Genomic DNA, 25659 nt, shown 5'->3' on the forward strand with positions numbered 1-25659 from the left:
GTTTTCGCGAGCGGCTCACCCGGGTGTCAAGGGCCGTATTCCGGTGGAGATCGCTACGACCTTCTGTCGTAGATGGGGTGTTTTGGGATGACCTGGGTGGCGGGTTACCAAGGAACGGCCAGCCCGGCGCAACGCACCGATCGCGTCGGGTCCCGTTCTGTCCGGAGGTCTTCCCCCGTATGTCGAAGCGCGTCATGAACCCCGCCGTCCGCACCGCCGCCGTCGCCCTCGCCACCGCGGGTCTGGGAGCGTCGCTGGTGGCCGGAGCCGGGTCCGCCTTCGCCGCCGAGAGCAAGGCCGCTCCGGTCGCCGGCACCGTGGCCGCCGCCGTCGAGGCGCAGGCCGAGACCCAGGCCAAGGTCGCCGCCCAGGTCAAGGCCGTCGCCCAGGCGAAGGCCGCGGCGAAGAAGGCCGCCGCCAAGCCGGTCGCCGCGAAGAAGGCGAAGGGCTGGGTCAAGCCGGTCACCTCGTACACCCTCACCGCCAGCTACAACCAGGGCGGCGCCATGTGGGCCCACAAGCACTCCGGCCAGGACTTCGCCGTCCCGGTCGGCACCCCGGTCAAGGCCGCCGGCGCCGGCACCGTCGTGAAGGCCGGCCCGAACGGCGGCGGCGACGGCCCCGCGTACGGCAACGCCATCGTCGTGAAGCACGCCAACGGCACGTACTCGCAGTACGCCCACCTGTCGAAGATCAAGGTCCACGTCGGCCAGAAGGTCGCCGCCGGCCAGCGGATCGCCCTCTCGGGCAACACCGGCAACTCCTCCGGCCCGCACCTGCACTTCGAGATCCGCACGACCCCGAACTACGGCTCCGCCGTCAACCCGGCCGCCTTCCTGCGGACCCACGGCGTGACCATCTGACGCCGACGCGCGTCAGGCCCGCTGGGCCTGCTCGATCAGATCGAGGGCGACCCCGAGGACGGCTTCCTGCCGCTCCTCGGGGTCGTCCTCGTCGTTCTGCATGAAGAACGTGCCCGCGTGCAGGGTGAAGACCGCGCTCATGGCGCGGACCCGGTCCTTCAGCGGGGCCTCGGGTTCCTGGACGAACTCGTAGAGCGCGAGCAGCCGCTCCTTGAAGGTGAGGCCGATGCTGAGCTCGCGCACGGTCGCCTGGTTCTCGTGCATGAAGCGGAAGAGGGGGGTCGCGGCGAGCAGGCAGGTCTGGTAGCGGCGCAGGATCTCCCGCTTGGTCTCCAGGGTGCGCGGCTGCTCGGCGGCCCAGACGAGCAGCTCGTCCATCGGGCGCGTCAGGTCCTGGAAGATCCCGATGATGATGTCTTCCTTGGTCTTGAAGTGGTAGTACAGCGCGGCCTTGGTGACGTCGAGGCGTTCCGCGATCTCCCGGAGCGAGGTCTTCTCGTAGCCCTGCTCGGCGAAGAGTTCGAGGGCCACGTCCTGGATGCGCTGCCGGGTGTTGCCTCGGGCCATGGCTGTTCACTCCCACTTTCCACAAAACTTACTTGACGACCGGCAAGTGACGCGCCTACCGTCCCCAGTGTAGTAACTAGCCGGGCGGCAAGTAAGGGGACGGCCATGACGGGCACCGCACCGACCAGCACGAAACAGACCCGGGAGGAGCCGGAGCCGCCGCGCAGCGTGCGCGTGGTCCTCCTCGCCCTCATGATCGCGATGCTCCTCGCGATGCTGGACAACATGATCATCGGTACCGCGATGCCGACGATCGTCGGTGAGCTCGGGGGCCTGGAGCACCTCTCCTGGGTCGTCACCGCCTACACCCTGGCCACCGCCGCCTCCACCCCGATCTGGGGCAAGCTCGGCGACATGTACGGCCGCAAGGGCGTCTTCCTCACCTCGATCGTGATCTTCCTGATCGGTTCGGCGCTCAGCGGCATGGCCCAGGACATGGGCCAGCTCATCGGCTTCCGGACCGTCCAGGGCCTCGGCGCCGGCGGCCTCATGGTCGGCGTGATGGCGATCATCGGCGACCTGATCCCGCCCCGGGAGCGCGGCAAGTACCAGGGCATGATGGCCGGCGTCATGGCCCTCGCCATGATCGGCGGCCCGCTGGTCGGCGGCACCATCACCGACCACTGGGGCTGGCGCTGGTCCTTCTACATCAACCTGCCGCTGGGCGCCGTCGCCCTCGCCATGGTCACCGCCGTCCTCCACCTGCCGACGAAGCGGCGGGCGGCCGGCACCCGCATCGACTTCCTCGGCGCCGCGCTGCTGACCGTCGGCATCACCGCGATCGTCCTCGTCACCACCTGGGGCGGCACCGAGTACGCCTGGGGCTCGGCCACCATCGTCGGCCTCGCCGCCGGCGGCGCGCTCGCCCTCGCCGCCTTCCTGTACGTGGAGACCCGCGCGAGCGACCCGATCATGCCGCTGCACATCTTCCGCAGCCGCAACTTCACCCTGATGTCCCTGATCGGCTTCATCACCGGCTTCGTGATGTTCGGCGCGGTCCTCTACCTGCCGATCTTCCAGCAGTCGGTGCAGGGCGCCTCGGCCACCAACTCCGGCCTGCTGCTCCTGCCGATGCTGCTGTCGATGATGGTCGTCTCGCTGTTCGTCGGCCGCTTCACCACCAGCACCGGCAAGTACAGGGCCTTCCCCATCGCGGGCGGCGCCCTGATGACCGCGGGCCTGTTCCTGCTCTCCACGATGGACACCGGCACCTCCCGCCTCGTCTCCGGGGTCTGGATGGCCGTCCTCGGCGCCGGCATGGGCTTCCTGATGCAGATCACCATGCTCGTCGCGCAGAACAGCGTCGAGATGAAGGACATGGGCGTGGCCTCCAGCTCCACCACCCTCTTCCGGACCCTCGGCTCCTCCTTCGGCGTCGCCGTCATGGGCGCGCTCTTCACCGGCCGGGTCCAGGACGAGATGGCCGCCGGCGGCGGCTCCGCCGTCACCGAGCGGACCGCCCAGCTCGACGCCGCGAGCCTGGCCCGGCTGCCGGAGGCGCTGCGCGAGGCCTACCAGCACGCGGTCGCGGCCGGCACCCACTCCGCCTTCCTCGTCGGCGCGGCGGTCGCGGTCCTCGGCTTCGTCCTCGCCTTCCTCGTCAAGGAGGTGGCGCTGCGCGGCGCGGGACCGGCGGCCGCCGAGGAGCCGGCCGGGGCGGCGAAGGTCGCCGAGACGGTCTGAGCCCCGGAGCCCGGAGCCCCGGAGCCCTGGAGCTCCGGATTCCCGGATTCCCGATTCCCGGAGCCCCGGATTCCCGGGCGACCCGGCCCCCGCCGTCCCTCCGGGGACGGCGGGGGCCGTTGTCGGTGCCGCGTGCGACGCTTCCGTACGTGGAGACCAACACCCCCGAGGGGGCGCGGCAGGCCCTGCTCCGCCGGCTGCGGCTCGCCAAGGACGTCATGGACCGCGACTGGGCCGGCCCGCTCGACCTGGAGGCGGTGGCCGGCCGCGCCGGCTACTCGCGGTTCCACTTCGTCCGCGCCTTCAAGGCGGCCTACGGGGAGACGCCGGGCCAGTACCTCTCGCGCCGCCGCGTCGAGCGCGCCGAGGAGATGCTGCGCACGGCCGACCTGACCGTCACCGAGATCTGCTGCCTGGTCGGCTTCAGCAGCCTCGGCACCTTCTCCGCCCGCTTCAAGCGGCAGACCGGCCTCACCCCGACCGAGTACCGCGCCCGGCACGCGGGGCGCGGGGCCGCCCTCATACCCGGCTGCTTCGCCCTGCTGTACGCGGGTGCCTTCCCGGGCCGGGCGGAGAGCAATCGCGAAGAAGCGGGCTGAGCGGGCCCCTGCCTACCGTGGACGCATGATCAAGGGACTGGGCATCACGACCGTCTGGACGCTCGACCAGGAGCGGACCAGGAAGTTCTTCACCGAGAAGCTGGGCTTCGAGGTGCGCACCGACCTCGCCATGGGACCCATGCGCTGGGTCACCGTCGGCGCCAAGGACCAACCGGACGTCGAGCTGGCCCTGATGAGCCCCGACGGGCCCGCCATGGACGAGGAGTCCGCGACCGCCCTGAAGACGCTCGTCAGCAAGGGCGTCCTGGGCGCCGGGGCCTTCCGCACCGACGACTGCCGGGGCGACTACGAGGCGTTCCGGGCGAAGGGGGTGGAGTTCGTCCAGGAGCCGCAGGAGCGGCCGTACGGCATCGAGGCGATCTTCCGCGACGACAACGGCAACTGGTACTCGCTGACCCAGCGCAACGAGGAGCTGGACTTCTCCAAGGACTTCGGGGCGCCCCGGGAGAAGTGACGGGTCCCGCCGCCGGCGGGCGCCGGTCGGCCCGGGAAGGCGCCGGTCGGCCCGGGAAGGCGCCGGTCGGTCCGGCGGGCGCCGGTCAGTCCGGCAGGCGCAGGATCGGGAAGCTGCCCGTGTTGGTCGGCGCGTGGTCCGGCAGCCACAGCACCGCCACCGCGCCGCCGACGCCCTCCGGCGCGCCCTCCGAGGCCACGTTCCGGAAGGTCAGCCGGGCGCCGAGGACCCGCGCCTGGCCGGCCGCGATCGTCAGGCCCAGGCCGTGCCCCTGGCCCGCGCGGTCGCTCGTGCCCGTACGGAAGCGGCTCGGGCCCTCGCGGAGCAGCGCCTCCGGGAAGCCCGGGCCGTGGTCCCGTACGCGGACCACCCGGCCCTCGACGGTGACCTCCACCGGGCCCCTGCCGTGCTTGGCCGCGTTGGCCAGCAGGTTGCCGAGGATCCGCTCCAGGCGGCGCGGGTCGGTCGACACCCAGGACTCGTGCACCACCCGGACCTCCGCGTCCGGGAACATCGACCGCACCCGCCGCTCCACGAACTCGCCGAGCGCGATCTCCTGGAGCTCGGCCCGCTCCGAGGCCCCGTCGAGCCGGGCCACCTCCAGCACGTCCTCGACCAGCGTCCGCATCGCCTGCGCCCGGTCCCGCACCAGCTCGGTCGGGCGGCCGGGCGGCAGCAGCTCGGCCGCCGTGAGCAGCCCGGTCACCGGGGTGCGCAGCTCGTGCGCGATGTCCGCGGTGACCCGCCGCTCGGCCTCGATCCGCTCGTTGAGCGCGTCGGTGAGCGAGTCGATCGCCCACGCGAGGTCGTCGGTCTCGTCCCGCACGACCCCGCCGACGGCGTCCCGGACCCGGACGTCCCCGTTGCCCTGGGCGACCCGCCCGGCCGCCGCCGCGGCCTTCCGCAGCCGCCGGGAGAGCTGCCCGCCGACGAGGATGCCGAGCGCGGCCCCGCCGAACACCACCGAGACCGAGCCGATGACCAGCGCCCGGTCGAGGTCCTTCATGATCGTGGCGCTGCGGTCGGCGAAGGGGATGTGGAGGGAGAGCACGTCGCCGTTGGCCAGCGGCACCGCCGCCCACACGTCCGGCGGCCCGCCGTGCCGGTGCTCCTGCACGTACGTGCCCCGCCGCTGGTCGCGCATCAGCTCGTCGAGCTGGTCCGGCAGCGCCGGGTCGTTGAGCTTCGCGCCGAAGCGCGGTTCCTTCGGCTTCGAGGTCTCGTACAGGCGCTGGGCGAAGAGCAGGCGCTCCATCTGCACCTCGCGCGCGTTGTCCAGCATCGAGATCCGCGCGGCGTTGTGCACGACCACGCTGAGGGTGACCGCGATCAGCGCGCCGACCCCCGCGATGGCCAGGGCGATCTTCCAGCGGACGCCGGTGCGGAGCGGAAGCGCTCTCACCGATCAGCCCCTGAGCTTGTAGCCGAAGCCGCGGACCGTCTCGATCCGGTCCTGGCCGATCTTGGCCCGCAGCCGCTGGACGTGCACGTCGACGACCCGGGTGTCGCCGCCCCAGCCGTAGTCCCAGACCCGCTCCAGGAGCTTGTCGCGGGAGAGCACGGTGTTCGGCGCGGACGAGAACTCCAGGAGCAGCCGCATCTCGGTCGGCGTCAGCGCCACCGGCGCGCCGCCCCGGCGCACCTCCATGCCCTCGGTGTCGACCTCCAGGTCGCCGTCGCCGAAGACCAGCGGGCCGCCGTCGCCGCCCGGCTCCTCCGCCCCGTCGCCCGCCCCGTGGCCGGCGGCGTGCCCGAAGCGGCGCAGCACGGCCCGGATGCGGGCCATGAGCACGGAGCCGTCGAAGGGCTTGGTCACGTAGTCGTCCGCCCCGGCCTCCAGGCCGAGGACGACGTCGATGGAGTCGGCGCGCGCCGACAGCATGATCACCGGGACGGTCGACTCGTCGCGGATCCGGCGGCACAGGCTCACCCCGTCCATGCCCGGCAGCATCACGTCGAGCAGCGCGATGTCCGGCCGGTGGGCGCGGAAGGCGTCGAGGCCGGAGAGCCCGTCGGGCATCGCGGTGACGCGGAAGCCGTCCCGCTCCAGGGCGAGCTGGGTGGCCTCACGGATGACGTCGTCGTCCTCGACGAACAGGACATGGGTCTCGGCCATCGTGCGGTCCTTCGGTGGGGATGGGGTGGGGGACGGGGAGCGTGGAGGGGGCGGTGCGGAGCGGGAGCGGAGGGCGCCGGGGGTCAGCCGGCGGCCGACGGGCTCGGCACCGGCTCCGGCGCCTCGGTGGCCCCGTCGCCCTCGCCGACGGCCTGGCTGTACTCGTTGTGCACCCAGTCGTGCTGGACGAACCGGTTCCCCGACCAGCGGTACGTGAGCACGTCCTCGCCCGACGGGTACGCGACCGGGTCGTCCTCCGCGTAGATCTGCTTCGTCACGATCAGGTCGCCGCGGTCGATCGTGCCGTACACGGCCGCGTCCTCGGACATGAACACGTTCTCGTAGCCGGCGGCCGCGGCCGTGTCGGCGGCGGCGCTCCCGCCGGCCTGCCTGCGGTAGACGTACGTCCCGATTCCGACCGCGTCTCCGCAGGTCATCACGTTGACGACGACGTCCGGCGCCGCACCGTCGGTGAGATTGCCGTACGAGGCGTCCACCGGGTAGGCGTCGGCCGCGCAGGGCTTCAGGTCGGCCTTCACCCGGGCGCCGATCTTCGGGTCGCTCTTGAGGAGCGCGACCGGGTCCACCCGCTCGGCCGCCTTCGCCGAACCGGAGGCCGCGGCGGGCGGGGTCGGGGCGCCGGCCGCCGTCGCGTCGGCGCGGGCCGCGCCCTCGTCGCGCGAACCCGTGCCGCCCGTGGAACAGGCGGCCACGAACAGGCCGAGGGCGGCGAGCCCGGCCACCGCCGTGACGCCCGCCGCCTTGGTGCCGGCTCCCCGGGGCGCCCCGCCCCGGGTCCCGCCGGTCCCGCCGGCGCCGTCATCGGGCCGGTGGCCGGTTCTGCCGTCGTCGACGTCGCCGTCGTCTACGCCGCGCACCGCTCGCGCCCTCCCTCGTCACCTCGCACGGCCGCCGCAGCCGACCGCTGTCCACCGGTCCGCTCCACGGGCCGCCCCAGGGCGAGGGCGTTCAGGTCGCGGCTCTCCAGCTCCTGACGGAGCCGGGCGAGCGCGCGGTGGAGCGTGGACTTCACGGTACCCGTCGACATGCCCAGCGCCGCCGCGGTCTCCTCCGTGCTCATCTGCTCCCAGTGCCGCAGCACCACGACGCTGCGCTGCTTGGGCGCCAGCACCTTCAGGACGTCCATGAGCAGGGCCCGGTCTGCGTGCTGCTCCGTCGCGTCCTCCACGCTCGCGTCCGGAAGCTGCTCGGTGGGAACCTCCTCCAGCCGGCGCGCCCGCCACCACTCCGTCCGCGTGTTGATCATGACCCGGCGCAGGTACGCGTCGGCCAGCGACTTGTCCGCGATCCCGTCCCACCGGCCGTACGTCCGGACCAGGGCCGTCTGCAGCAGGTCCTGCGCGTCGACCGGGTCCGGGACGAGCCGGCGGGCGCTGCGCAGCAGCGCGTCCTGCCGCGTGCGGACGTACTCCTCGAAGTCGAGCACCTCGCCCTGGCTCATCCCAGCCGCCTCCACATCCCCGTGACCTGCTTGTTCTCCGTGTCGACGACGACGCTACGGAGCGGTTGTCACGGGGTTGTGCGGGGCAGCCGTCGGTGGGCGCACGGCTGTCCATCGGTTGTGTAACAGCCGGGATATCGGATCTTGGATCCAATGTCCGGGATCCAATGTCCGGGATCCAGCGCCCAACGTCCGGGGCCAATGTCCACGGTCTCGGATCCAAGATCTCGGATCCCATGTCCACGGTCTCGGATCCAAGATCTCGGATCCCATGTCCACGGTCTCGGATCCAAGATCCCGGATCCCATGTCCACGGTTCCGGATCCAAGATCCCGGATCCAATGTCCACGGTCTCGGATCCAAGATCCCGGATCCCATGTCCACGGTCCCGGGTCCACGATCCCGGATCCGATGTCCGGGACCCAGGATCTTGGATCCAGAATCCCGGACATCGGATCCCATCGCCTCAGGTCAGCGGGAGCCGGTACCGCCCACCGTCCAGCGGCTCCACCAGCCCGTCCGAGACCAGGCCGTCGAGGGCGCGGCCGCGCTGGACGGGTTCGTCCCAGACGGCGTCGAGCGCGGACTGGGGGACGGGGCCGGGGGCGTCGCGGAGGACGGCGAGGAGCCGGCCGCGGACCTGGCGGTCGGTGCCGGCGTAGGTCTGGCCGCGCCGCGGCGGGCCGTCGTGGGCGGGCTTGCCGGAGAGCAGCCAGGCGCACCGGTCGGTGATCGGACAGCGCGCGCAGTCCTCGTTCTTCGCCGTGCAGACCAGGGCGCCCAGCTCCATCGAGGCGGCGGCCCAGCGGGCCGCGGTGCCCTCGTCGTCGGGGAGGAGGGCGCGGGCGAGCCGCCGCTCGGCGGCGGTGGTGGCGTTCGGCGGGTACTGGACGCCGCTCGCCGCGCGGGCGAGGACCCGGCGCACGTTGGTGTCGAGAACCGCGTGGCGCTGCCCGAAGGCGAAGGAGGCGACGGCCGCGGCGGTGTACTCGCCGATGCCGGGGAGGGCGAGGAGCTGCCCGTGGTCGCTCGGCACCTCGCCCCGGTGCCGGTCCCTTATCGCCACGGCCGCCGCGTGCAGGCGCAGGGCCCGGCGCGGGTAGCCGAGCCGGCCCCAGGCACGGACGGCCTCGCCGGGCGGCTCGGCGGCCAGGTCGGCCGGGCGGGGCCAGCGCGCCAGCCACTGCTCGTACACGGGGAGCACCCGGACGACGGGGGTCTGCTGGAGCATGAACTCGCTGACCATGACGCCCCAGGCACCGGCCTCGGGGCGGCGCCAGGGAAGGTCGCGGGCGTGCCGGTCGAACCAGGCGAGGACCGGTCCGTGCAGCTCGTCCGGCGCGACGGCCGGACCCGGGCCGGCGTCCGCGGCGGCGCGCGCCGCCGCGGACGGGGTCGTACCGGAGCGCGCCGCGGACGGGGACGCGCCGGAGGGGAGGGACGGGGAGGCGGGGGCATCGATGGAAGTCATGGCACCTCCGATCCTGGCACGTCCGGGGAGTGATCAGTACGCGCCGTGACGTGCCCGCGAGCGGCGCACGGGGCGCGCGGAGGTGTGTGCCGGGGTCGCGGGACCCTGCCCCGCGCACCACACGACCGCCGCGCTCCGGCTGGAACGGGCCGTCTCGACCAGCGCGCGCACCGGCTTCCGCCCGGCCCGCATGACCACGAGGGCGACGAGGCCGCCGACCAGCAGGCCCGCGGTCACGTCGTGCGGGTAGTGGACGCCGACGAAGACGCGGGAGGAGGCCATGAGGATCGCCATGGGCACGGTCAGCCAGACGATCCCGCGCCAGGAGAGGGCGAGCGCGACGGCGGCGGCGCCGGCGATGGCCGAGTGGTTGCTGGGGAAGGACCAGTCGCCGTACACGGGGCAGTCGATGAGCGCGGCCGGTGCCCCCGCGACGGCGCGGCACGGACGTTCCTCGTCGATCAGCGACTTCAGGCCCTCGCTCACCACGTAACCGAAGGCGGTGGCGAGCGGGGCGAGGAGGGCGAGGGTCATCGCCTGGCTCGATCCGGTCCGTGAACGCCACCAGCCGGCCAGGAACAGCGCACCGAAGAGCAGCAGTCCGAGCTCCGTCCAGACTTCCGCGAGCCACTGGAACCAGTGCGGTGTGGTGTGCGCGAAGTCGAGGACGTCGAGGTAGAGACGGTCGGAGAGGTCGAGGAGGTTGTCCATGGTGGATGACGCTAACCGGAATCCGGACCGTCGTGCCCTGGGCCAAGGGACGAGGCTACCCCTGACGAAAGTGGGGGATGGGCACGAAGGGGGGCGATTTCCGGCCGCCGCGGGGAGAGTTCCCGTTCCCGAGGGATGTGATCATCGGCAAAACTTGGGTTCTCGGGCGGCGGGTGGGGCGGGAGTTGGGCCGGATCTCTCGTAAGGTTCGGGGCGTGGGATCTTTGCGCAATCCGGTCGGGCCGCTTCCCTCCACCATCTACTGGCGACGGAGGGCGGTCGCGCTGTGCCTGATCGCGCTCCTCGCCCTGCTCACCGTGTGGGCCCTCACCTCCGGTGACGGCGGCGGGAAGAAGACGAACGACGCCGCCAACGGCTCGTCCCCCGCCCCCTCCATCACCCCCGGTCCCGCCGGGACGGGACCGGCCATCAGCCAACAGCCCGGCGGCCGCGACGAGTCGGGCGACTCCGGCGACGCGGGGGAGTCCGGTACGGGCTCCGGCGAGGGCGCGGGCTCCGACGGCGGCTCCGCTTCCGGCGCGGACGCGGGGTCCGGCGACGGCTCCGCAACGGCCGGTTCCGGTACGGCGGGGAAGAACGGCGACACCGACGGCGCGGGCGGCGACGGAGGCGCCGGCACCGGCGCGGGCCAGCGCGTCCCGGCCGGCTCGCCGCTCCCGAACTGCCCCATGGGATCCCTGGAGTTCACGCTGCGCAGCGCCGAACTCGAGTACGCGCCCGGCGAGAAGCCCCGGTTCCACCTCGTGGCCGAGAACACCTCGGACACCGACTGCAAGGCCGACTTCGGCCCCCGTACCGCGGTGCTCACGATCAGCGACCCGCAGACCGGCCGGCTGTGGGCCTCGGACGACTGCCCGAGCCCCGGCGACCCGCTGCTGCTGAAGGTCCCCGCGCACTCCACGATCACCCACACCGTGGAGTGGGACCGCCGGCGCAGCGCCCCGCGGTGCGCCACCGCCCCGGCGGGCGAGGCCGGCCCGGGCAACTACCTGGTGGAGGCGTCCGTGTCCGGCGGCAAGGTGGTCGCGGCGCCGTTCACCCTCGCCAAGGACTGAGCGGGACCCCGGCGGCGGGCGTCCGCCCGCCGTCCGGGCGGCGGGTCAGACGTACCGCTCCAGGATCGACGACTCCGCCAGGCGCGACAGGCCCTCGCGGACGCTGCGGGCCCGGGCCTCGCCGACGCCGTCCACGGCCTGGAGGTCGTCCACGCTCGCCGCGAGGAGCTTCTGCAGCCCGCCGAAGTGCTCCACCAGGCGCTCGATGATCGCGCCGGGCAGCCGCGGCACCTTGGCGAGGAGCCGGTAGCCGCGCGGCGAGACGGCCGAGTCGAGGGTCTCGGGCGAGCCGCTGTAGCCCAGGGCCCGCGCCACGACGGGCAGTTCGAGGAGCTCGGTGTGGGTCAGCGCGTCCAGCTCGGTCAGCGCCTCCGCGACCGTGCGGGAACGCTTCGCCGTCGGCTCCGGCACGTAGTCCCGGATCACCAGCTCGCGCTCCGGCTCCACGCCCGCGATCAGCTCGTCGAGCTGGAGCGAGAGCAGCCGGCCGTCGGTGCCGAGCTCGACCACGTACTCCGCGATCTCGGTGGCGATCCGGCGGACCATCTCCAGGCGCTGGGCGACGGCGGTGACGTCCCGGACGGTCACCAGGTCCTCGATCTCCAGGGCCGAGAGCGTGCCGGCCACCTCGTCGAGGCGGAGCTTGTACCGCTCCAGGGTCGCGAGCGCCTGGTTGGCCCGGGACAGGATGGCCGCCGACTCCTCCAGGACCCGCCGCTCGCCGTTCACGTACAGCGCGATCAGGCGCATCGACTGCGAGACGGAGACGACGGGGAAGTTGCACTGCTTGGAGACCCGGTCCGCGGTGCGGTGGCGGGTGCCGGTCTCCTCGGTGGGGATGGAGGCGTCCGGGACCAGCTGCACGCCGGCCCGGTGGATCTTGGAGATGTCCTTGTCGAGGACGAGCGCCCCGTCGAGCTTGCACAGCTCGCGCAGGCGCGTGGCGGTGAACTCGACGTCGATCACGAAGCCGCCGGTGCACATCGAGTCGACCGTCTTGTCCATGCCGAGGACGATCAGGCCGCCGGTGTTGCCGCGGAGGATCCGCTCCAGGCCGTCGCGCAGGGCGGTGCCGGGCGCGACCGCGCTCAGGGCCGCGCGCATCAGCGCTTCGTTGCCGGAGCCCGCGCCGGACTTTCCAGGAGCTGCTGCCCCGTCCTTGGCTGCCACTGCACTCCTCCGGCTCGTACGGATGGGCGAGACCAGGGCAAAGTCTAGCGACACCACCCCGCCGCCCTGGGCCGCACGCCGGTCCGGGGCGCTCCGGACGGGCGCCCGCCGGGGCGGCCCGGTCGCGATCCGCCCTACCCGCCGAACCGCGCGCCTACCCCTTTCCCGCCCCACCGGGGTACCTCCCGCACGCGCGGACGGAACGGCCCCGGAGCCGCTCCGGGGCACCCCGAGCCGTCCCGGGACCGCCCCGGGGCCGTCCCGCGGCCGGGTCCGGTCAGCCCCCGGGCTCCTCCGTCCGCCGGGCCGCGCGGCGGCCGGACGGCAGGACCCGCAGGGCGTCGCCCATGTCCGCGACCTCCGTCACCTTCATGCCCGCCGGCACCTTCCCCGGGTCGCCGGGGACCAGCGCGTGGGTGAAGCCGAGCCGGTGCGCCTCGGCGAGGCGGCGCTGGACGCCGGTGACCCGCCGCACCTCGCCGGCGAGGCCGACCTCGCCGATCGCGACCAGGTTCTTCGGCAGCGGGGTGTCGCTCGCGGCGGAGGCCAGGGCGAGCGCGATGGCCAGGTCGGCGGCGGGCTCGGAGAGCTTCACCCCGCCCACGGTGGCGCTGTAGATGTCCCGCTTGCCGAGCGCGCTGATCCGGCCGCGCTGCTCCAGGACCGCCAGCATCATCGAGACCCGGGAGGTCTCCAGGCCCGAGGTGGTCCTGCGCGGGGACGGGATCTGCGAGTCCACCGTCAGCGCCTGCACCTCGGCGACCAGCGGCCGGCGGCCCTCCAGGGTGACCGTGAGGCAGGTGCCCGGCACGGCCACGTCACGGCGGGTGAGGAAGAGCCCGGAGGGGTCGGCGAGCCCGGTGATCCCCTCGTCGTGCAGCTCGAAGCAGCCGACCTCGTCCGTCGCCCCGTACCGGTTCTTCACGCCCCGGACCAGCCGCAGGCGCGCGTGCCGGTCGCCCTCGAAGTGCAGGACCACGTCCACCAGGTGCTCCAGGAGCCGGGGACCGGCGATCGCCCCGTCCTTCGTCACGTGGCCGACGAGCAGCGTCGACATCCCGCGCTCCTTGGAGGCCCGGATCAGCGCGCCCGCGACCTCGCGGACCTGCGCCATGCCGCCGGGGGCGCCGTCGATCTCCGGCGAGGCGACCGTCTGCACCGAGTCCAGGATCAGCAGCGAGGGCTTGACCGCGTCCAGGTGGCCGAGGACCGCCGACAGGTCGGTCTCCGCCGCCAGGTACAGGTGGTCGCTGAGGGCGTGGATCCGGTCCGCGCGGAGCCGGACCTGGCTCGCGGACTCCTCGCCCGTCACGTACAGCGTGCGGTGCTCGTCGCTGGCCGCCTTCGCCGCCACGTCGAGCAGCAGCGTGGACTTGCCGACGCCCGGCTCGCCCGCGAGCAGCACGACCGCGCCGGGCACCAGACCGCCGCCCAGCACCCGGTCCAGCTCGTCGACGCCGGTCGAGCGGGCGGTCGCCTGCCGGCCGTCGACCTGGCCGATGGGGAGGGCGGCGGTGGAGACCCGGCCGGCGGCGGTGGTCCGGACGGCGGGCGCGCCGTACTCCTCGACCGTGCCCCACGCCTGGCACTCGGGGCAGCGGCCGAGCCACTTGGCCGTCTGCCAGCCGCACTCGGTGCAGCGGTAGGACGGACGGTCCTTGGTGGTTTTCGTACGGGCAGCCATGTGCCCCACCGTAGCCGCCGCCACCGACAGCGGGCCGCCACCCGCCCCGGCCCTGTGGACGGGGCCCCGCCCCCTGTGGACAGTCGGCCCCCACGGCAGCGGAACGCCCCCTTCCCGTCCCCTTTCGAGTGATGGCTTCACCCGTAAGGCTGAGAAGAGCGGATCCGGTATGAAAAGTGCCCCCCTGCGCGCCTACGGTCGCCCAGTGACGAGCAGCAGGCTGGAATCCTCCCGCACCCCGGGCGCCCACCGGGCGCGCCGCGGTCCGCAGCAGGGACCGCGCACGCTCGGCCAGCGGCCCCCCGCCCGTTACGAGGACGTTCTCGACGGGCTCTTCACGTACTGCCTCTCGGTCCTCTGCGACCACGACACGGCCACCGCCGTCCTCGGCGACGTCCTCGCCGCCGCCGAGCGCCACCACGGCCGCTGCCCCTCCGACGAGGAGGGCCGCACCGCCTGGCTCTACGCGCTGGCCCGCTGGGCCTGCCTGCGCAGCCTCGGCGAACAGCGGCGCCGGCGCCAGGGCGCCCACACCGGCCGCCCCGCCGTCACCCCGCCCGGGCCGCCGCCCGTCTCCGCCGGGACCGCCGAGCGCCGCCGCGCGGAACTGGCCACCCTCGCCTGGCCCGAGGCCGCCGGCATCACCCCCGAGCAGCGCGAGGCCCTGGAGCTCGCCGTCCGGCACGGCCTGAGCCCGCGCCAGGTCGCCGCCGTCCTCGCCCTCGACCCGCAGGCCGCCCGCGACCTGCTCGCCACCGCCGGCTGCGAGGTCGAGCGCACCCGGGCCGCGCTCGCCGCCGTCGCCGCCGGCGGCTGCCCCACCGTCGCCCGGCTCCACACCGGCGACCAGCGGATGATCCTCTCCGCGGCCCTGCGCGCCGAGCTCGTCCGGCACGTCGACGACTGCCCGGTCTGCCGCCGCACCGCCGAGCGGGCCGGCGCCACCGCCCCCTGGCCCGGCGGCGGCCCCCACGCCGTCCAGGACCGCCTGCCGCTCGTCGAGGCCCCCCGGGCCGCCGCCTACATGGCGATGCTGCACGTCCCCCGCGCGCGTGCCGGCGCCCCCCGCTTCGCCCCGACCGGCTTCCCGATCGACCCCAAGGACCTCGTCGCCCGCCGCGACCGGATGCGGGCCCGCGCGGTCACCACCACCGTGGTCGCCGCCGTCGTCGCCGCGCCGGTGCTCGCCCTGTGGACCTCGTACCGCGGCGTCCCCGCGGGCGCCGAGGCCGGCCGGGACGGCTCCCGGGTCAGCGCGAGCGAGAGCGGGGACGGCACGGGCGGCGACCGCACCCACGACCCGTACGAGAACGCCGGCAGCGCCCGTGCGACCCCCGACCCCCGCCTCCCCCGGGGGAGCCGCTCCCCGGAGCTCTCCGTCGAGGTCGTCACCCCCGCCCGCTCCGCCGTCCCGGCCGCCCCCGCGCGGCCCGGCGACCCGGTCCCGGGCTGGATCGGCGTCACCGCGCGCTGCCTCGGCGGCGTCACCCTGATCACCCTCACCGGGCAGGGCGGCACCCCCGTCGACTGGTCGCTGTGGACGGACGCGCCCTGGCTGTACGTGAGCCGTGCCTCCGGCACCCTGGACCCGGGCGGGACCGTCACCGTCGCCGTCCACGTCGACCGCGCCCGCGAACCGCGCGGCCCGTGGAGCGCCCGGATCGGGGTCCACCCCACCGGGGCGGTGCTCCGGATCAGCGGCCGGGGGCCCGTCGCCCCGGTCGACGACCGGGTGGTCCCGCCCCCGCCCGTCACCACCGACCCCACCACCCCGCCGACCGCGCCGCCCCCCACCGGCGGGCCGGTCGACCCCCGGCCGACCGATCCGGTGGAGCCCACGGAGCCGACCACGCCCCCGCCGGTGACGGAGGAACCCACCACTCCGCCGCCGACCACGGAGCCCACGACCCCGCCGCCGACGACCGACCCGACGGACCCCCCGCCGACCACGGACCCGCCGCCGACCACGGAGCCGGGCACCCCCGACCCCACCACGCCCCCGCCCGCCACGGACGAACCGACCCCGGCGCCCTCCTCCTGAAGGGGCACCCCCGGGGAAGCCCCCTCGGGAGGAGCTACGGCTTCGGGTCCGCCGGGTGCGGCGCCACCATCGGCAGCGCCGAGGCGAGCCGCGCCTCGCAGAGCCCGACCAGCACGTCGTAGGCGTCCTTGCCCATCATCTCGATCAGCTCCGGCCGGTACGAGACGTAGACCGGCTCCCCGCCGCCGTGCGCCGAGGTCGCCGAGGTGCACCACCAGTGCAGGTCGTGACCGCCCGGGCCCCAGCCTCGCCGGTCGTACTCGCCGATCGACACCTGGAGCACGCGCGTGTCGTCGGGGCGGTCGATCCAGTCGTACGTCCGGCGCACCGGCAGCTGCCAGCACACGTCCGGCTTCGTCTCCAGCGGCTCCCGGCCCTCCTTCAGCGCCAGGATGTGCAGCGAGCAGCCGGCGCCGCCCGCGAAGCCCGGCCGGTTCTGGAAGATGCACGAGCCCTTCCAGCGGCGGGTCTGCCGGTCGCCGTCCTCGTCGGTCTGCGTCCACCCCGTCTCGCTGCCGACGTCGTGGAACTGCCACAGCTCCGGCGTCAGCCGCGCCACGTGCTCCGCGACCCGCTTCTCGTCGTCCTCGTCGGAGAAGTGGGCGCCCAGCGTGCAGCAGCCGTCCGCCGCCCGGCCCGCCTGGATGCCCTGGCAGCCGCTGCCGAAGACGCAGGTCCAGCGCGAGGTCAGCCAGGTCAGGTCGCAGCGGAAGACCTGCTCCTCGTCGGCCGGGTCCGCGAACTCCACCCACGCGCGCGGGAAGTCGAGCCCCTGCTCGTCCGGTTCCGCGCCCTTGCGCTGCTTCTTCACGCCCTTGACGGGCGGCTTCCCGCCCTTCACGTCCCGCGCGTACTTGACGTCCCGCACGTCCCGCCCGCCGGGCACGGCCTCGTCGCGCACGGCCTCGTCGCGGCCGGCGGCACTGTCCTCGCCCGGTTTCGCCTTCTTCGTCTTTGGCACAACCCCAAGCGTATGCGGGTGGGCGCAGTAGCGTTTCCGCCATGAGACTCGGAGTCCTCGACGTCGGTTCGAACACCGTGCACCTGCTCGTGGTGGACGCCCACCCCGGTGCCCGCCCGCTGCCCGCCCACTCCCACAAGGCGGAGCTGCGGCTCGCCGAGCTCCTCGACGCGCGCGGCGCCATCGCCCCCGACGGCGTCGAGCGGCTCATCGGCACCGTCCGGGACGCCCTCCAGGCGGCCGAGGACAAGGGCTGCGAGGAGGTCCTGCCGTTCGCGACCTCCGCCGTCCGCGAGGCCACCAACGCCGACGACGTCCTGGCCCGGGTCAAGACCGAGACCGGCGTCGGCCTCCAGGTCCTCACCGGCGAGGAGGAGGCCCGGCTCACCTTCCTCGCCGCCCGCCGCTGGTTCGGCTGGTCCGCGGGCAAACTGCTCCTCCTCGACATCGGCGGCGGCTCCCTGGAGGTCGCGTTCGGCATCGACGAGGACCCCGACGCGGCCGTCTCCCTGCCGCTCGGCGCGGGCCGGCTCACCGTCGGCTGGCTGCCCGGCGACCCGCCGGAGACGGACGACGTGAAGGCGCTGCGCCGCCACGTGCGGGCCCAGATCGCCCGTACGGTCGGCGAGTTCAGCCGCTTCGGCAAGCCCGACCACGTCGTCGCCACCTCCAAGACCTTCAAGCAGCTCGCCCGGATCGCCGGCGCGCCCGGCTCCGGCGAGGGCCTGTACGTGGAGCGGCTCCTCACCCGCGCCTCCCTGGAGGAGTGGGTGCCGCGGCTCGCCGGCATGACCGGCGGCGAGCGCGCCGCCCTCCCCGGCGTCTCCGAGGGACGCGCCGCCCAGCTCCTGGCCGGCGCCCTGGTCGCCGAGGGCGCGATGGACCTGCTCGGCGTGGAGCGGCTGGAGATCTGCCCGTGGGCCCTGCGCGAGGGCGTGATCCTGCGCCGCCTCGACCACCTGCCGGAGGTGCTGTCGGGCGCCTGACCGCGTCCGCACGCGCGCGTGCGGGGCGCGGCGGGGTGACCGGAACCACCCTCCCGCGCCCAGGTGCGCCCCGTACCCTGTCTCTCGTGGCAGAACCAGCGGTGCGCGTCCCGGATGCGAAGGTCGCCCTGTCGACAGCCTCGGTCTATCCGGAGTCGACGGCGACGGCCTTCGAGGTCGCCGCGCGCCTGGGCTACGACGGCGTCGAGGTCATGGTGTGGACCGACCCGGTCAGCCAGGACATCGAGGCGCTGCGCCGGCTCTCGGACCACTACCAGGTGCCCGTCCTCGCCGTCCACGCCCCCTGCCTGCTCATCACCCAGCGGGTCTGGTCCACCGACCCCTGGGTCAAGCTCCGGCGCGCCCGGGCGGCCGCCGAGAAGCTCGGCGCGTCCACGGTCGTCGTCCACCCGCCGTTCCGCTGGCAGCGCCAGTACGCCCGCGACTTCGTGACCGGCATCTGGCGGATGGCCGACGAGACCGACGTCCGCTTCGCCGTCGAGAACATGTACCCGTGGCGGTACAAGGACCGCGAGATGCTCGCGTACGCCCCCGAGTGGGACGTCACCAAGGACGACTACCGGCACTTCACGATCGACCTCTCGCACACGGCGACCGCCCGCACGGACACCCTCGCGATGATCGACCGCATGGGCGACCGGCTCGGCCACGTCCACCTCGCCGACGGGCGCGGCTCCGCCAAGGACGAGCACCTGGTGCCGGGCCGGGGCACCCAGCCGTGCGCCGAGCTCCTGGAGCGGCTGGCCGTCAGCGGCTTCGACGGGCACGTCGTCATCGAGGTCAACACCCGGCGCGCGATGTCCGCCGCCGAACGGGAGGCCGACCTCGCCGAGGCCCTGGCCTTCACCCGGCTCCACCTCGCCTCGGCGACCCGGGGCACGCGCGCGTGAGCGAGTCCTCCCCCCGGCGCCGCGGCCGCCCCGCGCGCGACGGCGACAGCGGTCCGGGCGCGCGCGAGCGGATCCTGGAGGCGGCGCGGACGCAGTTCGCGGAGCGGGGCTACGACAAGACCTCGGTCCGCGGCGTCGCCAAGGCCGCCGGGGTCGACCCGGCCCTGGTGCACCACTACTTCGGCACCAAGGACGAGGTCTTCGCGGCGGCCGTCGAGGTCTCCTTCGAACCGGACCTCGTCGTCCCGGCCATCCTCGACGGCCCGCGCGAGGCCGTCGGCGAGCGGCTGGCCCGCTTCTTCATCGGGGTGTGGGAGAACCCGGTGACCCGGGCCCCGCTGCTCGCCGTCATCCGCTCCGCGGTGACCCACGAGGCGGCGGCGAAGGTGCTGCGGAGCTTCGTCCTGCGCCGCCTCCTGGAGCGGATCGCCGCCGGCCTGGCCGTGCCGGACCCGAAGTTCCGGGCGGAGCTGGCGGCCTCGCAGATGATCGGGATCGTGATCCTGCGGTACGTGATCCAGGTCGAGCCGCTGGCCTCGGCGGACCCGGAGCGGATCGTGGCGGAGGTCGCCCCGACGCTCCAGCGGTACCTGACCGAAGCCTGAGCGTCCGGCCGGGGCCGACCTGCCGGCACCTGACCGAACCCTGAACATCCGTCCCGCATTCCGGACACCATGTCCAGATCTTGGAGCGGCGACGTACGCTCGATACAAGCACACCCATCACGAGGAGCGAGCGACGATGCCCGAGCTGAGGTCCCGCACAGTCACCCACGGCCGCAACATGGCGGGCGCCCGCGCCCTTATGCGCGCCTCCGGTGTACCGGGCGCGGACATCGGCCGGAAGCCCATCATCGCCGTGGCGAACTCCTTCACCGAGTTCGTCCCCGGCCACACCCACCTCCAGCCGGTCGGCCGGATCGTCTCCGAGGCCATCACCGCCGCCGGCGGCATCGCCCGCGAGTTCAACACGATCGCCGTCGACGACGGCATCGCCATGGGCCACGGCGGCATGCTCTACAGCCTGCCCTCCCGCGACCTGATCGCGGACAGCGTGGAGTACATGGTCGAGGCCCACTGCGCCGACGCCCTGATCTGCATCTCCAACTGCGACAAGATCACCCCCGGCATGCTGATGGCCGCCCTGCGCCTCAACATCCCGACGGTCTTCGTCTCCGGCGGTCCGATGGAGGCCGGCCGCGCGGTCCTGGTCGACGGCACGGTCCGCACGCTCGACCTGGTCGACGCGATGTCCGACGCCGTGAACCCCGCGATCTCGGACGAGGACATGCTCCGGATCGAGGAGAACGCCTGTCCGACCTGCGGGTCCTGTTCCGGCATGTTCACGGCCAACTCGATGAACTGCCTGACCGAGGCCATCGGCCTCTCCCTCCCCGGCAACGGCTCGCTGCTCGCCACCCACACCGCCCGCAAGGGGCTGTACGAGAACGCGGCCCGCACGGTCGTCGACATCACCCGTCGCTACTACGACGAGGACGACGCCTCCGTCCTGCCGCGCTCGATCGCGACCCGCGCCGCCTTCGAGAACGCCATGGCCCTCGACATCGCCATGGGCGGCTCGACCAACACGATCCTGCACCTGCTCGCCGCCGCCCAGGAGGCCGAGGTCGACTACGGCCTGCCGGACATGGACGAGGTCTCGCGCCGGGTGCCCTGCCTGGCGAAGGTCGCCCCGAACGTCGCCAAGGACCGCACGTACTACATGGAGGACGTGCACCGGGCCGGCGGCATCCCGGCCATCCTCGGCGAGCTGTACCGCGCCGGCCTGCTCAACGAGGACGTGCACGCCGTCCACTCCGCCTCCATCAAGGAGTGGCTGGACACCTGGGACGTCCGCGGCGGCGCCGCCTCCGCCGAGGCCGCCGAGCTGTTCCACGCGGCCCCCGGCTGCGTCCGCTCCGCGACCGCCTTCTCCCAGTCCGAGCGCTGGGAGGCCCTCGACGTGGACGCGGCCGGCGGCTGCATCCGCGACGTCGCCCACGCCTACTCCAAGGACGGCGGCCTCGCCGTCCTGCACGGCAACCTCGCCGTCGACGGCTGCGTCGTGAAGACCGCCGGCGTCGACGAGTCGATCTGGACCTTCGAGGGCCCGGCCGTCGTCTGCGAGTCGCAGGAGGAGGCCGTCGAGAAGATCCTCCTCAAGCAGGTCGAGGAGGGCGACGTCGTCGTCATCCGCTACGAGGGCCCCAAGGGCGGCCCCGGCATGCAGGAGATGCTCTACCCCACCTCGTACCTGAAGGGCCGCGGCCTGGGCAAGGCGTGCGCCCTGGTGACCGACGGCCGCTTCTCCGGCGGCACCTCGGGCCTCTCCATCGGCCACGCCTCCCCGGAGGCGGCCTCGGGCGGCACCATCGCCCTCGTCGAGGACGGCGACCGGATCCGCATCGACATCCCGAACCGCTCCATCGAGCTGCTCGTCGACGACGAGACCCTCGCCGCCCGCCGCGAGGCCCTGGGCGGCGTGTACGCGCCGAAGAACCGCGAGCGCAAGGTCTCGGCGGCGCTGCGGGCGTACGCGGCGATGGCGACGAGCGCCGACAAGGGCGCCGTCCGGGACGTGTCCAAGCTCGGCTGACGGCCGCCCTTTCCGCCGCACGCGCGCGGGGAGACGGGTCTCCTCCCGCCTCCCCGCGCGCGTGCGTCCCGTTCCGGGGGGGCGGCTACCAGGACTCCGCCACGCGCGCGTCCACCGCGAAGACCGAGCCGTCCGGGGCCGACCCGAACACCCGGTCCCCGGCGACCAGCGGCGCCGGCACCCGGGTCGCGTACCCGAGCCGCCCGTTCCGCATCCGGGGGCGGGTCTGCCCGACGACCGCCCCGCGCGCGGTGTCCACGGCGAACAGCCGCCCGTCCGCCGCGGAGAGGTAGAGCCGCTCGTCGGGGCCGAGGACGGGCGACGAGACGTTCGCGGCCCCCGTCACCAGGTCCCACCGCCGGCTCCCCCGCTCCGCCGCCGTGTCCAGGGCCACCAGCCGCCCGTCCAGGGAGAGCAGGTACGCGACCGAGCCCCGCACGGCGACGCCGCTGAGCTGCATCCGCTCCTGGATCCCGATCCGGCGCTCCGCACCCGCGTCCGGCCCGCTGCCCGGGTCGGCGGGGTCGCCCGGCGCGAGCAGCACCAGCGCGTCGACCGGGCCGCCCCGGTAGCGCGAGGCGAGGACCAGCGTCCCGTCGCCGGTGCGGCCGACCGGGGTGACGTCCCCGGCCACCACCCGGCTCCAGACGACCTCGCCGGTCGCGGGCAGAACCGCCCCCACGCGCGTGCTGCGGCCGTCCGCGGCCGTCTCGGAGACGGTGAGCAGCCCGGTCGGGGCGTCGTACGCGCCGAGGACCGGCATGTCGAACCCGTCGAGCCGGTGGGCCCACCGCGCGGCCCCGGTCCGCGCGTCGAGCGCCCGGAGCGCGCCGCGCCCGTCGGAGAGGACCACCACCGCGCCCGCCGGACGGTACGTCTCGGGCACGTCCGCGCGCGCGGTCCAGCCGGGCGCCCCGTCCCCGACGGCGTACGCGCGCAGGGGACCGGGCTCCGCCGCCGCGCCCACCAGCGGCTGCGTCCCGCCGGCCAGGGGCACGGGCGCGTCCGGCGGCTCCGCCGTGACCGGCCCGGTCCGCTTCCACAGGACCTCGCCGGTCATCGGGTCGAGGCGGGCGAGCGCCACCCCGCGGGCCGCGCAGTAGAGGGAGCCCGCCTCGTGGACGCAGGCGGGCGCGGCGGTGTCACCGTGCTCCTGCACCTGGGCGTGCCAGCCGTCGAAGGCGGTCGCGACCTCGGCGGGGTGGACGGGTTCCTCGGCCGCCGGCCGGGCCGGCGGGCGCAGCGCCGCGTACACCCCGGCCCCGGCGAGGACGAGCACGACCGCGGCGGAGACCGTCAGGCGCGGCGCGAGCCGGGAGCGCCCGCGGCGGACGGGCACGGCGGCCCCGGCGGTCCGGGTCGTGGTGTCGCCCCGGGAGAAGCCGTCCCCGCCGTCCCCACCGCCTCCGACGGAGCCGGAGGAGCCGGAGGAGCCGGGAGAGCCGCCGGGGCCGCCGGAGCCGCCGGTGCGCCCGTCCGGCGCGAACGGGTCCGCGGGCAGCGCGGGCCGCCGCCGCTGGGACGGTATGAACGCCTCGGCCTCGTACGAGGGCGGGAGCAGGGCCGCCATGATCTCGCCCGGGGTCGGCCGCTCGGCCGGCTCCTTGGCGAGGCAGCGCGCGACCAGCGGGGCCAGCTCGGCCGGCACCCCGGACAGGTCCGGCTCGTCGTGGACCACCTGGTACGCCACGATGTACGGGCTGTCCGAGTCGAAGGGGCCGTGGCCGGTCGCCGCGTGCACCAGGACCGAGCCGAGCGCGAAGACGTCGGCGGACGGCCCGACCTCGCGCGGCCGCTGGAACTGCTCGGGCGCCATGAACGGCGGCGAGCCGATCAGCTTCCCGGTCTCCGTGCGCAGGTCGCTGTCGACGGGCCGGGAGATCCCGAAGTCGATGACCTTGGGCCCGGAATCGGTGAGCAGCACGTTGCTCGGCTTGAGGTCCCGGTGGACGACGCCGGCCCGGTGGATGTCGCGCAGCGCCTCGGCGAGCCCGGCGGTGAGCCGGCGCAGCTCGGCGGGGGAGAGGGGGCCGCGCTGGCGGACCTGGTCGGCGAGGGTGGGCCCGGGGACGTAGAGGGTGGCCATCCACGGGCGCTCGGCGTCCGGGTCGGCGTCCACCACGGGCGCGGTGAAGGCGCCGCTGACCCGGCGGGCGGCGGCCACCTCCTGCCGGAACCGGGCCCGGAAGTCGGGATCCTCGGCATAGCGCGCGTGCACCACCTTCACCGCGAGCCGCAGCCCGGAGGGCGAGGAGGCGAGGTGGACGACGCCCATGCCGCCCGCGCCGAGCACCGCCTGCAACCGGTACGCACCGGCGTACTCGGGCCCCTCGGCGCCCCGGCCGGCGCCGGTACCGCTCAACGGCGGCATCTCCCACCCCCGTGTGGTTCCGCGTCCGTCCCCGCGCGCGTGCGCGACGCGACGGAGCCTAGTCGATGCGCACCGCGATGTCGGAGGAGCTTGCTAGCCTGCGCGCGTCGCACAGAGTGAAACCAGGGGGAGAACATCATGGCGGTGAAGTACTACCCGGTCGCCCCGGGCTACCGGGTCAACGTCCGTTCCGGTCCGAGCACGCAGTACCCGGTGGTCCGGGTGCTCGCCGAGGGCGCGACCGTCCCGATCCACTGCCAGAAGCCCGGCGAGTGGGTCTCGGGGCCGTACGGCACCACCCGTCTCTGGGACAGCATCGCCGCGGGGCAGTACGTCTCCGACGCGTACGTGAGGACCGGCAGCGACGACTACGTGGCGCCGCGCTGCGCCTGAGGACCTTCGCCCCGCCCGTCCGCGCGCCGCTCCGGGGATAATCGACCTCGTGAGCGAGGACAAGCAGAACCCCGGAAGCGGCGCGGACGGACCCCGGCCCGAGGAGATCCGTTTCTTCGGTACGAGCTGGGTCGATCACAGCGCCCACTACGGACCGCGGCGCGCCGGCCTCGCCGCCGGCGCGCTCGCCGCGGCCGTGGCGGGCGCCTTCGTCCTGCGCTTCGCCTACGAGGGGCTCCAGGTCGCCGAGGTGGGCGGCCTCGTGAACACCCTGGTGATCCTGATGTTCGCGATCTGCTCGGCGATCGCCTTCGCCAGGACCTGGGAGGGCTTCGGCCGCCGCCCCGCCGACCAGGCCCGCGAGGACTCCCTCAGGAGCCTCAAGGCCATCGGCTTCATCGGCGTGCTCCTCGCCTACTTCCTCCGCTGCTTCCTGGAGGCCCCCGGCGAGAAGCTCCGCCGCGCCGAGTACGAGGCCGCCCGCGCCCGCCACGAGAAGCGGCGCGGCGCCCGCACCGGCAACCCGGCGAACCGCAGGAAGCCCAAGCGCGCGTAGTCCGCGGTCAGCGGGCGGTCCAGCCGCCGTCCACCGGGAGGGTCGCCCCCACGACGAACGAGGCCGCGTCGCTGAGCAGCCAGGCGGCGGCGACCGCGATCTCCCGGGGCTCCGCCGTCCGCGGCAGGGGGGCCATGGTGTGCAGCCGTTCCTCCAGGCCCGGGTTGAGCGCGAACCACTGGTCCATCATCTCGCTGCGGGTGGTGCCGGGCGCGAGGGCGTTGACCCGGACGCCCAGGGCGGCGTACTCGGCGGCGGCCTTCGTCAGGCCGATGACCGCGTGCTTGGAGGCGATGTAGGGCGCGGCCGCCGGGGTGGCCACCAGGCCCGCGACGCTGCTGTTGTTCACGATCGCCCCGCCGCCGGGCAGCATGGTGGCGATCTCGTGCTTCATGCAGTTCCACGTGCCGCGGACGTTGACGGCCATGACGTCCTCGAACGCCGCGTCGTCCGTGAGGTGCAGGGGCGCGGGCACCGTCGCCGTTCCCGCGTTGTTGAACGCCGCGTCGAGCCCGCCGAGGCGCTCCGCCGCGGCCTCGACCGCCGCCCGCGCCGCACCGGGGTCGGCGACGTCGGCGACGGCGTAGCCCGCAGTATGGCCCTGGGCCGTCAACTCGGCCGTGAGCGACGCCAGTTCGGCCTCCCGCCGGGCGACCAGGAACACCGAGGCTCCCGCCTCGCAGAACACCCGGGCCGCGGCGGCGCCGATGCCGCTGCTGGCGCCGGTGACCAGCGCCTTCCTTCCGGCCAGCAGGCCGTTGATTTCCACCATGGCAGCAATCTGCCACGGCCCCGGAGCCGCCGGTGACACGTGCGCGACGGATCTGGCCTGATCACCATGGGTTTTCCGGACCGGCGGGGGGGGGGGGGGGGGGGGGCGGCCCCCCCCCCCGCGCGCGCCGCTCTGGCCGGCGGGAGCCGTTTATGCGCGTTGACCAAACACGAACGGGCTAAAACTGAAGTGGGGT

Annotated in this window: 24 protein-coding genes; 12 read left to right on the forward strand and 12 right to left on the reverse strand. The window is 74.3% G+C overall.

Translation table 11 applies throughout. The annotated features are described in order from the left end of the window. The first annotated feature begins 179 nt into the window (after nucleotides 1–179). Nucleotides 180–863 carry a M23 family metallopeptidase gene (locus AB0E83_RS25455; RefSeq protein ID WP_362116240.1) on the forward strand — a complete coding sequence of 228 codons (684 nt, stop codon included), beginning with the start codon at nucleotides 180–182 and terminating at the stop codon, nucleotides 861–863. Nucleotides 864–875: 12 nt separating this feature from the next. Here AB0E83_RS25455 and AB0E83_RS25460 read toward each other — a convergent pair whose 3' ends face one another. Further along, nucleotides 876–1430 carry a helix-turn-helix domain-containing protein gene (locus tag AB0E83_RS25460; protein ID WP_362116243.1) on the reverse strand — a complete coding sequence of 185 codons (555 nt, stop codon included), beginning with the start codon at nucleotides 1428–1430 and terminating at the stop codon, nucleotides 876–878. Between the two features lie 105 nt (nucleotides 1431–1535). Between AB0E83_RS25460 and AB0E83_RS25465 the strand changes: the two genes are divergently transcribed. The 3 genes from AB0E83_RS25465 to AB0E83_RS25475 all read left to right on the forward strand — a co-directional run bounded on the left by AB0E83_RS25465 (nucleotide 1536) and on the right by AB0E83_RS25475 (nucleotide 4187). Beyond that, on the forward strand, nucleotides 1536–3113 hold the full coding sequence (locus tag AB0E83_RS25465) for an MDR family MFS transporter (RefSeq protein ID WP_362116246.1): 1578 nt from the start codon (nucleotides 1536–1538) through the stop codon (nucleotides 3111–3113). A 218-nt stretch (nucleotides 3114–3331) separates the two neighbouring features. Continuing rightward, entirely contained in the window at nucleotides 3332–3712 is a 381-nt protein-coding gene (locus tag AB0E83_RS25470; RefSeq protein ID WP_362116304.1) for a helix-turn-helix transcriptional regulator, read from the forward strand. Nucleotides 3713–3737: 25 nt separating this feature from the next. Further along, the gene (locus AB0E83_RS25475) at nucleotides 3738–4187 is read left to right on the forward strand and encodes a VOC family protein (RefSeq protein ID WP_362116249.1); all 450 of its coding nucleotides are present in this window, start codon (nucleotides 3738–3740) and stop codon (nucleotides 4185–4187) included. Between the two features lie 85 nt (nucleotides 4188–4272). Here AB0E83_RS25475 and cseC read toward each other — a convergent pair whose 3' ends face one another. The 6 genes from cseC to AB0E83_RS25505 form a co-directional block, all read right to left on the reverse strand. Then, entirely contained in the window at nucleotides 4273–5589 is a 1317-nt protein-coding gene (gene cseC, locus AB0E83_RS25480; RefSeq protein WP_362116252.1) for a two-component system sensor histidine kinase CseC, read from the reverse strand. Nucleotides 5590–5592: 3 nt separating this feature from the next. Continuing rightward, nucleotides 5593–6303, reverse strand: a complete 711-nt coding sequence (gene cseB, locus AB0E83_RS25485) for a two-component system response regulator CseB (RefSeq protein ID WP_362116255.1) — start codon at nucleotides 6301–6303, stop codon at nucleotides 5593–5595. Nucleotides 6304–6386: 83 nt separating this feature from the next. Then, on the reverse strand, nucleotides 6387–7181 hold the full coding sequence (locus AB0E83_RS25490) for a hypothetical protein (RefSeq protein ID WP_362116258.1): 795 nt from the start codon (nucleotides 7179–7181) through the stop codon (nucleotides 6387–6389). Next, nucleotides 7169–7765 (reverse strand): SigE family RNA polymerase sigma factor, encoded by a 597-nt coding sequence (locus tag AB0E83_RS25495; protein WP_362116261.1) that lies wholly within the window; start codon nucleotides 7763–7765, stop codon nucleotides 7169–7171. Before AB0E83_RS25495 ends, AB0E83_RS25490 begins: the two co-directional genes overlap by 13 nt. A gap of 466 nt (nucleotides 7766–8231) precedes the next feature. Further along, complete coding sequence (locus AB0E83_RS25500) at nucleotides 8232–9236, reverse strand: A/G-specific adenine glycosylase (RefSeq protein ID WP_362116264.1); 1005 nt, start codon at nucleotides 9234–9236, stop codon at nucleotides 8232–8234. Between the two features lie 33 nt (nucleotides 9237–9269). After that, complete coding sequence (locus AB0E83_RS25505; protein ID WP_362116267.1) at nucleotides 9270–9947, reverse strand: phosphatase PAP2 family protein; 678 nt, start codon at nucleotides 9945–9947, stop codon at nucleotides 9270–9272. A gap of 215 nt (nucleotides 9948–10162) precedes the next feature. On the opposite strand from AB0E83_RS25505, the gene AB0E83_RS25510 reads away from it, so the two are divergent. Beyond that, nucleotides 10163–11023, forward strand: coding sequence for a hypothetical protein (locus tag AB0E83_RS25510; protein WP_362116270.1), 861 nt, complete (start codon nucleotides 10163–10165; stop codon nucleotides 11021–11023). A 45-nt stretch (nucleotides 11024–11068) separates the two neighbouring features. Here the strand turns inward: AB0E83_RS25510 and disA are convergent, their stop codons facing one another. Together disA and radA are read right to left on the reverse strand one after the other, a co-directional pair. Next, complete coding sequence (disA, locus tag AB0E83_RS25515) at nucleotides 11069–12193, reverse strand: DNA integrity scanning diadenylate cyclase DisA (RefSeq protein WP_362116273.1); 1125 nt, start codon at nucleotides 12191–12193, stop codon at nucleotides 11069–11071. Nucleotides 12194–12470: 277 nt separating this feature from the next. After that, nucleotides 12471–13877, reverse strand: a complete 1407-nt coding sequence (radA, locus tag AB0E83_RS25520; protein WP_362116276.1) for a DNA repair protein RadA — start codon at nucleotides 13875–13877, stop codon at nucleotides 12471–12473. A gap of 205 nt (nucleotides 13878–14082) precedes the next feature. Between radA and AB0E83_RS25525 the strand changes: the two genes are divergently transcribed. Next, nucleotides 14083–15918, forward strand: coding sequence for a hypothetical protein (locus AB0E83_RS25525; protein ID WP_362116279.1), 1836 nt, complete (start codon nucleotides 14083–14085; stop codon nucleotides 15916–15918). Between the two features lie 34 nt (nucleotides 15919–15952). Here AB0E83_RS25525 and AB0E83_RS25530 read toward each other — a convergent pair whose 3' ends face one another. Beyond that, complete coding sequence (locus AB0E83_RS25530) at nucleotides 15953–16759, reverse strand: hypothetical protein (RefSeq protein ID WP_362116307.1); 807 nt, start codon at nucleotides 16757–16759, stop codon at nucleotides 15953–15955. Nucleotides 16760–16920: 161 nt separating this feature from the next. On the opposite strand from AB0E83_RS25530, the gene AB0E83_RS25535 reads away from it, so the two are divergent. From AB0E83_RS25535 to ilvD, 4 genes are all read left to right on the forward strand, one after another. Continuing rightward, the gene (locus AB0E83_RS25535) at nucleotides 16921–17865 is read left to right on the forward strand and encodes a Ppx/GppA phosphatase family protein (protein ID WP_362116282.1); all 945 of its coding nucleotides are present in this window, start codon (nucleotides 16921–16923) and stop codon (nucleotides 17863–17865) included. 86 nt (nucleotides 17866–17951) lie between these two features. Beyond that, complete coding sequence (locus tag AB0E83_RS25540; protein WP_362116285.1) at nucleotides 17952–18776, forward strand: sugar phosphate isomerase/epimerase; 825 nt, start codon at nucleotides 17952–17954, stop codon at nucleotides 18774–18776. Then, a complete protein-coding gene (locus AB0E83_RS25545) occupies nucleotides 18773–19381 on the forward strand; it encodes a TetR family transcriptional regulator (protein ID WP_362116288.1) in 609 nt (202 codons plus the stop codon). Before AB0E83_RS25540 ends, AB0E83_RS25545 begins: the two co-directional genes overlap by 4 nt. A 136-nt stretch (nucleotides 19382–19517) precedes the next feature. Further along, nucleotides 19518–21371: a dihydroxy-acid dehydratase gene (ilvD, locus tag AB0E83_RS25550; protein ID WP_362116291.1), complete on the forward strand. Its 1854-nt coding sequence runs from the start codon at nucleotides 19518–19520 to the stop codon at nucleotides 21369–21371. An 85-nt stretch (nucleotides 21372–21456) separates the two neighbouring features. Here ilvD and AB0E83_RS25555 read toward each other — a convergent pair whose 3' ends face one another. Further along, nucleotides 21457–23742: a serine/threonine-protein kinase gene (locus AB0E83_RS25555; RefSeq protein WP_362116293.1), complete on the reverse strand. Its 2286-nt coding sequence runs from the start codon at nucleotides 23740–23742 to the stop codon at nucleotides 21457–21459. Between the two features lie 138 nt (nucleotides 23743–23880). On the opposite strand from AB0E83_RS25555, the gene AB0E83_RS25560 reads away from it, so the two are divergent. Beyond that, nucleotides 23881–24135 (forward strand): SH3 domain-containing protein, encoded by a 255-nt coding sequence (locus AB0E83_RS25560; protein WP_362116295.1) that lies wholly within the window; start codon nucleotides 23881–23883, stop codon nucleotides 24133–24135. 49 nt (nucleotides 24136–24184) lie between these two features. Beyond that, complete coding sequence (locus AB0E83_RS25565) at nucleotides 24185–24691, forward strand: hypothetical protein (RefSeq protein ID WP_362116297.1); 507 nt, start codon at nucleotides 24185–24187, stop codon at nucleotides 24689–24691. Between the two features lie 7 nt (nucleotides 24692–24698). Here the strand turns inward: AB0E83_RS25565 and AB0E83_RS25570 are convergent, their stop codons facing one another. After that, on the reverse strand, nucleotides 24699–25463 hold the full coding sequence (locus AB0E83_RS25570) for an SDR family oxidoreductase (protein ID WP_362116299.1): 765 nt from the start codon (nucleotides 25461–25463) through the stop codon (nucleotides 24699–24701). Nucleotides 25464–25659 lie beyond the last annotated feature (196 nt).

The sequence above is a fragment of the Streptomyces sp. NPDC035033 genome, assembly GCF_040636735.1.
Lineage (GTDB): Bacteria > Actinomycetota > Actinomycetes > Streptomycetales > Streptomycetaceae > Streptomyces.